The organism is Candidatus Krumholzibacteriia bacterium (assembly GCA_035649275.1).
Lineage (GTDB): Bacteria > Krumholzibacteriota > Krumholzibacteriia.
In genome coordinates, this window is record DASRJW010000061.1 from 1 (window position 1) to 9,615 (window position 9,615).

A 9,615-nucleotide genomic window follows, 5' to 3' on the forward strand; every position below is an offset into this window, starting at 1 on the left:
CCGTGGCCTACTTCTCCGACCAGCCGTGCTTGCCGGAGGACGGATTGGTGAGCGACTACGCCTACGACGAGGAGATCGTGGCTCTCGGCATCGCGCCGTATCTGCGCTCCCGCAACATCGATCATTTCCTCGGCCCCTACCCGCCACGGGTGCGACACGGCGACGGTTGGGTGCAAGCCACGCGGACGAGCGAGGGCTGGCGTGTCGAGATCTTCGCACCTCGCTCGCGCCGCGCCGCCGGCAGCTTGGTTCTTCTCGACACGGCCATCGTGGCGCGCCTGGATCGGGAGACCGGACATCCCACCATGCCCGGTTTCGTCCTGTGGAAGCTGCCGAGCCCTCCGAGTGAACGACCGCCGCCGAGCATCGTGGAACGTTGAATTCCGCGGCGCCGTCGGGATCGAGCCAGTACCATGGCGCCGGCGGACGAGCGCTTGCCGCCGCCCAGGAAAACCTTCTTCCAAATGGAGGAACGTGGGTACGATCGAGGCCGTCTTGGGCGATATCACGCGCCAGAAGGTGGACGCCATCGTCAACGCCGCCAACGAGGCCATGCTCGGAGGCGGCGGCGTGGACGGCGCCATCCACCACGCCGCCGGTCCCGAACTCAAGGAGGAGTGCCGCACTGTCGGGCGCTGCCCCACGGGGGAGGCACGTCTGACCCGGGGATACCGCCTGCCGGCGAAATACGTGATCCACGCGGTGGGCCCGTTCTGGAAGGGCGGTACCCGCAACGAAGAGACCTTGCTCCGCAGCTGCTACACGGGCTCGATGGCCCTGGCCTCGGAACATGGTCTGAGATCCATCGCCTTCCCGAGCATCAGCACCGGGGCCTACCGCTACCCCATCGAGCAGGCGGCGGCGGTCGCAGTCGAGACCGTCCGGTCCTGTCTGAACCAGCCCACGTCGGTGCAACGCGTGGTCTTCGTTTGCTTCTCCCCTGCGGACCTGGCGGTGTACGAGCAGCTCTTGCGGTCGTCCTGAACGGGATGCATGGAGGCCTCGGGCCCCGGCCAGTTTGTAACCATGACCCCGGTCCGCAGTCATAGTCAGCAACGACCCGAGGGGCAGCTTCGTGCAACCCATTGCCGCTCAGGGCGTACTATGACGTATCCCTGGACTCCGTAGGTCTCCGGCCAGGCGTCCGGGATCGAGTGCCGCAGAGGGCCCGAAGGCTGCAGCCGGGCCAGTCCCCAGCGAGAGCAGGTTCTGGAATGAGCTGGACCACCCGTGAGACCAGAGCGCCCGTCGTCTCCGCAGTGCTCGCTGCCCTTCTGGCTGCGGGCGTGGCCCTCCAGCCCGGCTGCAACAAATCCAACGGCGCCGGCCAGACCAAAGCGGCTCCGGGAGCAGCAGGCGGGGCCCAGGGGCAGGGGCAGGCACCGGCGAAAAAGGATCCCCCGGTCCCCGTGGCCGTAGCACTCGTCCACGCCGGCGAGATCGCCAGCTACTACACCACCACGGCGACCCTCGCCGCCGACAAGGAGGCCGAGATCCTTTCCCGGGTCTCTGGCGTGGTCCAGAAGCTCCTCTGCGAGGAAGGCGACGTGGTGAACGAGGGTGCCGAGCTCCTCCTGATCGACAACGACGAGTACCGCTATCGCCTCCAGCAGGCCGAGGCAACCCAGGCCGACCTGGAAGCCAAGTTGGCGCGGATCCAGAAGATGCGTGAACAGGAGATGGTTTCGGCCGAAGAGTTCGAGACGGCAAAGAGCAACCTGGCCGGCGCCCAGGCCACTGCCGGCATGGCGCGGCTGAATCTCTCCTATACAAGGGTCACCGCCCCGTTCTCGGGCCGGGTCGTCACCCGCCGCGTCAACATCGGGCAGAACGTGAACGCCACCACGCCTCTGTTCGTGATCTCCGACTTCACGCCGTTGCTTGCCCGCGTGCACGTGCCGGCCAAGGAGTTCAACAAGCTCGAGCCCGGCCAGCCCGTCGATCTCGTCCTGGAGAGCAACGGGACGAAGCTGCAGGGGCGCATCCGGCTGGTGAGCCCGACCATCGATCCGTCCAGCGGCACTATCAAGATCACCCTCGAGATCAACGACTATCCCGACGGCGTGCGTCCCGGCGACTTCGCCCAGGTGAGCATCGTCACCGAACGCCGGCTGCAGCGCACCTTGATCCCGAAGGTCGCACTGGTGAACGATCGCGGCGAGCAAGCAGTGTTCGTGACCGCCGACAGCACGGTGGAGCGTCGCATCGTCGAGGTCGGCTTCCAGGACGATGCCAACGCCGAGATCACCAAGGGCGTGACCGTGGGTGAGCGGGTCGTGGTGAAGGGCCAGCGTTCGCTCAAGCATGGTTCCGCGATCAAGGTGCTCGAAGGCGACGGCGCCGCTCAGATTCCCGATACGACCCGCGTGGCGAAGGGTCCCTGATGCGCGGATTCATCGCAGGCGCGGTCCGCCGTCGCGTCACGGTGGTGATGGCATCCCTCGCCGTGACCGCCTTCGGCATCGTCGGCTACCAGCGCTTGCCGCTGGAGCTGTTCCCCGACATCTCCTATCCCTCCCTCACGGTGCAGACCGATTTCCCCGACACCGCCCCGCAGGAGGTCGAGAACCTCGTCACCCGCCCGGTGGAAGAGGCCGTCGGCGTGCTGCGCGGCCTCAAGTCGGTGCACTCCGTCTCCCGGCCCGGCGTCTCCGAGGTCACCTTGGAGTTCGATTGGGATTCGGACATGGACATGCTGTCCATGGAGGTGCGGGAGAAGCTCGACCGGCTCATCCTCCCGGAAGAAGCCGAAGAGCCCATCGTCCTCCGCTTCGATCCCTCCCTGGATCCGATCATGCGCATCGCCCTCTCCGGCAAGGGCGAGCTCAACGCTATGCGCAACCTCGCGGAACGGAAGATCAAGCTCGACCTCGAGACCATCAAGGGCGTCGCCTCGGCGCAGGTGAAGGGCGGGCTCGAGGACGAGATCCACGTCGACGTGGACCAGGAGCGCTTGGCGGCGCTGGGCATCCCGCTGCAGCGGGTGCGCGAGGTCGTCGGCGTCTCCAACGTGAACATGCCCGGGGGCTCGCTCCGGGGCGCCGACTCGCACTTCCTCATCCGCACCCTGAACGAGTTCGACACCGTGGACGAGATCGGCGGCGTCATCATCGAAGACCGCGCCGGCGCCGTGGTGCGGCTGCGGGATGTCGCCAAGGTGAGCAAAGGGACGAAGGAGCGCGAGGAAATCACCCGCGTCGACGGCAACGAATGCGTCGAGATCGCCGCCTTCAAGGAAGGCGACGCCAACACGGTGACGGTGTCGCGCCGGCTGCGCGAGCGCCTGGCGGAGTGGGAGAAGAAGCTGCCCGAGGGCCACCAGCTCTCGATCCTCTTCGATCAATCGCACTTCATCGAGCAGTCGATCAAGGAAGTGCGCGATTCCGCCCTCTACGGCGGCATTCTCGCCATCCTGGTGCTCTTCCTCTTCCTCCGCGAGGTACGCAGCACCGTGATCATCGCCGCCACCATCCCAATCTCCGTCGTTGCCACCTTCATGCTCATGTACCGCATGAACATCTCCTTGAACGTCATGTCCCTCGGCGGCCTCGCCCTCGGCATCGGCAATCTGGTGGACAACTCGATCGTCGTCTTGGAAGCGGTGCACCGGAAGAAGAAGCTCGGGCTGTCGCTGGGGCGCGCCGCTCTCGAGGGGGCCGACGAGGTGGCCGCCGCGGTGGTGGCCTCCACCCTCACGACCGTGGCGGTCTTCCTCCCCATCGTCTTCGTCGAAGGCATCGCGGGACAGCTCTTCCGCGACCAAGCGCTCACCGTGAGCATCAGCCAGATCGCTTCCTTGATCGTCGGCCTCACCCTGATCCCCATGCTGAGCGCCCTCGGGCCCGCGATCCGCAAGGCTGACCTGGAGGGACCGCCGATCTCCCTCGGCGAGGAGGACGACGACGTCGGCGACGCCAGTCGCCTCACCTTGGGCAGGTTCTCCCGCTACTACGATGGCCTCGTCCGCCGGGCGATCGCACGGCCCTGGGCCACGCTGGGCGTGGCTTTCGCGCTCTTCGTCGTCGCGGTCGGATCGCTCCGCTTCATCGGCAGCGAGCTGATCCCGCCCTTGACCGAGGGGGAGTTCTTCTTCGAGATCAAGCTGCCCGAGGGCAGCTCGCTGGCCGCCACCAACCGGGTGGTGGCAGAGATCGAAGCGGCGGCGGCGGCGAACCCCGACATCGAGCAAACCTACTCCCGCGTCGGCAGCCGCCTCGTCTCGGGCGGGATGTCGATGAACGCCATGGGAGAGCACTTCGGGCAGGTCAACGTCCGCCTCGCCAACCGCACCGACGATGCCGTCGAAGCGGGGGTCGCCGAGGCGCTCCGAGCGCGCTTCGACGACATGCCCGACGTCGAGGCGCGGTTCGGCCGGCCCTCCTATTTCAGTCTCAAGACTCCGATCGAGCTGATCCTCTATGGCGAGGACCTGGAAATACTTCGGGACTACTCCATCGATCTGTCGCGCCGGCTGGGCGCCATCCCCGGCCTGGTGGATGTCCGCTCCTCCCTCGAAGCGGGGAACCCGGAGCTGCAGGTGGTCTTCGACCGCGATCGTGTGGCGGCCCTCGGCCTGGACCTGGGGACGCTGTCGGAGACGCTGCAAGGTCGCGTGCAGGGCGTCGTTCCCACCCGCTACAAGGAGGCCGACCGGCAGATCGACGTGCGCATCCGCAACCAGGAATCCGACCGGACCTCGGTGGCGGACGTGCGCAACCTCGTCCTCCCCGGCCCCGGCGGCGGCGCCATCCGTCTCGTCTCGGTGGCGAACGTGAAGGTGGACGAGGGCCCGGCGGAGATCCACCGCTTGCAGCAGCAGCGCGCCGCGGTGATCAGCGCCAACCTCGAAGGGCGCAGCCTGGGCTCTGCCGTGCAGGCCATCCGCGGCACCCTCACCGAAGAGCCGACGCCGGCGGGGATCAGCTCGGAGATCGGTGGCCAGAATGCGGAGATGCAGGTTTCCTTCGCCAGCCTGCGCTTCGCTCTCATCCTCGCCATCTTCCTGGTGTACCTGGTGATGGCGGCGACGTTCGAATCGTTCATCCATCCCTTCATCGTGCTCTTCACCATCCCGCTGGGCATCGTCGGCGTGGTCGCCGGGCTCTTGCTCACGGGGACCTCGATCAGCGTCATGGTGCTGATCGGCGTGGTGCTGCTCGTGGGGATCGTGGTGAACAACGCCATCGTGCTCATCGACGCCGTCAACCGCCTGCGCCGCGCCGGCTTCGACAAGGCAGAAGCGGTTGTACGCGCCGGTCACATCCGCCTGCGCCCGATTCTCATGACCGCGCTCACCACCGTGCTCGGCCTGGTGCCGATGGCGGTCGCCTGGGGGGAAGGCGCCGAGCTGCGGGCGCCGCTCGCCATCACCGTACTCTCCGGGCTCTCGGTGGCCACGCTGCTCACCCTGGTGGTGATCCCGGCGCTCTACGTCCTCGTGCCTTCGCGGGTCACCGTGGAGACGCCGCTGCCCGCGCAGTCGCTGGCGCGCCGGTCGGATCACACTGCATGATGCTGGGAGGTGCCCGATGACGCTGCCGGAATTCGCCATCAAACGACACGTGTCGATGCTGATGGTGGTGGTGAGCCTCGCCGTCCTCGGGACGGTGGCGCTCTTCCGCCTCCCCCTGGCGTTTTTGCCGGATGTCGAGCAGCCCATGCTCTTCGTGCAGCTCCCGTACACCAACGCTTCGCCGGCGCAGGTGGAGCGCCTCATCGTCCGCCCGGTGGAGGAAGCCCTGGGCTCCGTGAGCGGGTTGCGCAACATGTGGTCCCACATCGGCGACCAGGGGGGCACGATCGGGCTGGAATTCGACTGGTCGCAGAACATGAAGGTGGCGCGCACGGACGTGTGGCAGAAGATCGACCGCATCCGGCGCGACCTGCCCGACGACATCGGCGACATCATGGTGTCGAACAACTGGGACTCCCGCGAGGCCGACCGGCCGATCATCGAAGGCCGCCTGTCCTCGAAGCGCAACCTGAGCGAGAGCTACGACCTGCTGGACCGCCGCATCGTCAAGCCCCTGGAGAGGATCCCGGGAGTCGCCAGCGTCCGCCTCGACGGCGTGAATCCCAAGGAAGTGCGCATCAACCTGAATGTCGAGGCCCTGGAAGCGCACGCCGTGGACGTGCGCAAGGTCATCACCGTCCTGCAACGCTCCAATTTCGACCAGTCCCTCGGCAAGATCACCGACGGCGACTCGCGCTGGTCGCTGCGCATGGTGGGATCCTTCAAGAACGTGGAGGAGATCCAGAACTTCCCCATCCGCGAGGACGGCTTGCGGCTGCGCGACGTGGCCGAGGTCCGCTACGAGGAGCCGCCCCTGGAGTACGGCCGGCACCTGGACGGCGACTTCGCCATCGGCGTCACCGTGTCGCAGGAGTCCAAGGCCAACACGGTCGAGGTGTGCGACGCCGTGGACAAGCGCATCGCGGCGATGAACGACGACCCCGAGCTGGAAGGCGTCAACTTCCTCACCTGGTTCAGCCAGGGCAAGGAGATCCGCAAGACCCTCCAGGACCTCATGATCACCGGCATCTTCGGGGCCATCCTGGCGGCGCTGGTGCTCTATGCCTTCCTGCGCCGCATCCCCACCACCCTCGTCTCGGTGTCTTGCATCCCCTTCTCGATCGTGGTGGCCTGCGGCTTCGTCTGGGCGCGGGGCGGTTCGATGAACACGCTCACGCTCCTCGGCTTGATCGTTGCCATCGGCATGCTGGTGGACAATGCGGTCGTGGTGATGGAGAACATCTTCCGCCACCAGGAACTGGGGGAAGATCAGAAGGAAGCCACCCGCCGCGGGTCCGGGGAGGTTTCCATCGCCGTCATCGCCGCGACCCTGGCCTCGGTGATCGTCTTCCTGCCCCTCATCTACAACAAGCCCAGCGAGATGAACGTGTACTTGAAGGAGCTCGGGATCAGCGTCTGCGTGGTCATCCTGGCCTCCTTGTTCATCAGCCAGACGCTCATCCCCCTGGCCACCTCGTGGTTCATCAAGACGCGCCCGCGGCCGAAGTCCGGCGGCATGATCCGGACCGAAACGATCTACCAGCGGCTGCTCGAATTCAATCTGCGGCACCGTTGGCTGACGCCGGTGATCCTCCTGGCTGCGCTCGGCTCCGCCTATGTCCCCTTCACCAAGGTGGACAAGAACTTCGACACCAACGAGAGCGAGCTCTTCGTCCAGGTGAACTACGAGTTCAGCGAGAACATGGGCTTGGAACGGAAAGAGGAGTTCGTCCGGCGGGTGGAGCATGCCCTCGAGCCCCACCGCGACAAGCTCATGGCGCGTTCGATCTACAGCTTCTGGAGCGACTACTGGAGCATGACGCGGGTGTACCTGAAGGAGGGCGAAGCCAACGAGGCGAACATCGCTACGGTGCGCGGGCAGCTGCGCGGGCTGCTGCCCGAGATCCCCGGGCTCAAGCTGGAAGTGGCGGAATCGAATCAGTTCTGGCGCCAGGACCGGGGCAAGCGCATCGCTCTGCAGCTCGTCGGTGAAGACTCCGAGGTCCTCGGCGAGCTGGCGGACGAGGCCAAGCGCCGTCTCAGCGAGATCCCCGGGCTCCTCGATCCCTTCGCCGGCAGCGAGCAGCGCCGGCAGGAGATCCACGTCGAGATCGACCGCGAGCGTGCCGCCCGCATGGGCGTCTCGGCCCTGCAACCTGCACAGGTGGTGGGTCTCACCTACCGCGGCCAGCGGATGCAGCATTTCCGCACCGCCGATGGCGAGCGCGAGATGCGGGTGACTCTGGACGAGAAGGAAACCGAGAGCGTGGCGCAGCTGCGCAACCTGCCCATCTGGAACGCCCAGGGGGAGAAGATCCCGCTCGCCTCCCTCGCGGAGTTCGAGGAAACGACGGGGGACCGTGATATCAACCGGGACAACCGCCTGACCAGCGTGTGGGCCGGCGCCCGCTTCGAGGAGGGCGCTCGCGAGGACTATCTCCCGCTCGTGACCGCCGCCATGAACGGCATGCAGTTCCCCTACGGCTACTCCTGGACGTTCGGCCGCTGGGAGGAACGCCGCAAGGAGAAGACGCAGGAGTTCCTGACCAATCTGCTCCTCGCCTTGCTGCTCATCTTCGTGGTCATGGCCTCCTTGTTCGAATCCGCGGGGCAAGCGGTGACGCTGCTCCTCGCCCTGCCGTTTGCGCTCGCCGGTGCTTTCTGGACGCTTTTCGCCACCGGGACAGACCTTGACCAACCTGCAGCCGTGGGTCTTTTGCTGCTCATCGGCACCGTGGTCAACAACGGCATCGTCATGCTCGCCCATGTCAACCACTACCGCGGCGAGGGACTGCCCCGCCACGAGGCCCTCTTGCGCGGCTGCCGCGAGCGGCTCCGCCCCATTCTCATGACCGCCTTCACCACGCTCATTTCGCTGGTGCCGATGGTGGTGCAAAAGCCGTCGCTGGGCGGCGTGTACTACTACTCCATGGCGCTGGTCATCATGGGTGGATTGACCCTGTCGACGTTCCTCACCCTCATCCTGCTGCCCACGGCAACGACGCTGGTCGAGGACTCCAACGCCTGGCTGGCTCGGCAGGCGCGGCGCCTCCCTCGGCTGTTACGCCTGCGCCGCAAGCAGGTAGTCCTCGCAGACTGAAAACTCGGTTCTGGCACCAACGGGAACGGTTTCTCCGCACCGACGGCAGGGCCACTGGCCTTCACGCGTTCTTAACGCGACGCGCCCTGTACCGGCCGGCGCGGCGTGCGGTACAATCGGAATTGCACGGATGTGCGCTCTCTTCGCACGCAAGGAGGATTCATGCCGCGTCTTTTCGTCTCTGCCCTCAGCACGGTAGCACTGCTCGTTTCCGCCGCCAGCGCCGCGCCGCCGCCTGTCGACGTCGATCCGACCCATGTCCAGTTCGGCAGCCATCCCTACGAGACGGAAACGAAGAAAAGCTTCACCGTCACCAACAGGAGCAGTGAAGCGGTTCTCGTCTTCGTCGAGCAGGTCTTCGTGGGCGACGATTTCTCCCCCGGCCAGATCGAATCGACCTGCCCGCTCACGGAGTCATCCACGCTCCTGCCGGGCGCGAGCTGCACGCACGTGGTGGGCTTCCGCCCCTCGGCCTTCTTCGGGGGTCACGAAACGGCTACGATGCGGGTGATCGTCCGTGACGTCGCCGGCAACACCATCTACACGCGCGATGTAAGGCTGAGCGGCCGGGGCTTCTGACCGAGGGCTAGCGACCTATCGATTCCTTGCCGCCGGAGTCGCGCGCGACCGTGCGCCCGGCACAGGGATCAGCTTCCACTCGACACGGTTCCGCGGGCCTCAGGTTTCCGCGCCCACGGTGCGCGCCGCTTCCGACTCGTCGCGGGCGTGCTCCAACGCGCCTGCGACCTTTGTCACCTCGAGCAAGCGCTGCACCGCCGCGGACCGCCCGGCCAAGATGAAACGGTTGGCCGTGGCTCCAGCTTGCCGCTGGATGCGGAAGACGTACGGCAGCGCCCCGGCTGACATGGATTCCACCCCGGTCAGATCCAGAATCACGTTGCGCGGCGCAGGCCGGAGCTCCTGCTCGATCTGCTCGAGGAGCTCGGAGGCGGCGTTCTCGGTCAGATGCCCCCCGGCGCGAACGAGAAGGGCGTTCTTGCGA

General features: G+C 66.4%; 7 protein-coding genes. 6 read left to right on the forward strand and 1 reads right to left on the reverse strand.

Annotation, left to right across the window (positions count from 1 at the left end; all coding sequences use genetic code 11):
- The 6 genes from VFE28_06220 to VFE28_06245 all read left to right on the forward strand — a co-directional run.
- A partial coding sequence (locus tag VFE28_06220) for a hypothetical protein (protein HZM15579.1) occupies window positions 1-380 on the forward strand: 380 nt, incomplete at its 5' end.
- A 94-nt stretch (window positions 381-474) separates the two neighbouring features.
- Entirely contained in the window at window positions 475-984 is a 510-nt protein-coding gene (locus tag VFE28_06225; protein ID HZM15580.1) for an O-acetyl-ADP-ribose deacetylase, read from the forward strand.
- A gap of 425 nt (window positions 985-1,409) precedes the next feature.
- Complete coding sequence (locus VFE28_06230; GenBank protein HZM15581.1) at window positions 1,410-2,384, forward strand: efflux RND transporter periplasmic adaptor subunit; 975 nt, start codon at window positions 1,410-1,412, stop codon at window positions 2,382-2,384.
- Window positions 2,384-5,512, forward strand: a complete 3,129-nt coding sequence (locus VFE28_06235) for an efflux RND transporter permease subunit (protein HZM15582.1) — start codon at window positions 2,384-2,386, stop codon at window positions 5,510-5,512. The genes VFE28_06230 and VFE28_06235 overlap by 1 nt, the downstream gene beginning before the upstream one ends.
- Before the next feature lie 16 nt (window positions 5,513-5,528).
- Window positions 5,529-8,612 carry an efflux RND transporter permease subunit gene (locus VFE28_06240; protein HZM15583.1) on the forward strand — a complete coding sequence of 1,028 codons (3,084 nt, stop codon included), beginning with the start codon at window positions 5,529-5,531 and terminating at the stop codon, window positions 8,610-8,612.
- Between the two features lie 162 nt (window positions 8,613-8,774).
- A complete protein-coding gene (locus VFE28_06245; GenBank protein HZM15584.1) occupies window positions 8,775-9,191 on the forward strand; it encodes a hypothetical protein in 417 nt (138 codons plus the stop codon).
- 99 nt (window positions 9,192-9,290) lie between these two features.
- Here the strand turns inward: VFE28_06245 and VFE28_06250 are convergent.
- On the reverse strand, window positions 9,291-9,615 hold a 325-nt coding region (locus VFE28_06250; protein ID HZM15585.1), incomplete at its 5' end, for an STAS domain-containing protein.

What these genes read in the sequence shown, in the direction of transcription:
- VFE28_06235 (HZM15582.1), top strand. Translation starts at nt 2,384, where the DNA reads ATGCGCGGATTCATCGCAGGCGCGGTCCGCCGTCGCGTCACGGTGGTG.
- VFE28_06240 (HZM15583.1), top strand. Translation starts at nt 5,529, where the DNA reads ATGACGCTGCCGGAATTCGCCATCAAACGACACGTGTCGATGCTGATG.
- VFE28_06245 (HZM15584.1), top strand. Translation starts at nt 8,775, where the DNA reads ATGCCGCGTCTTTTCGTCTCTGCCCTCAGCACGGTAGCACTGCTCGTT.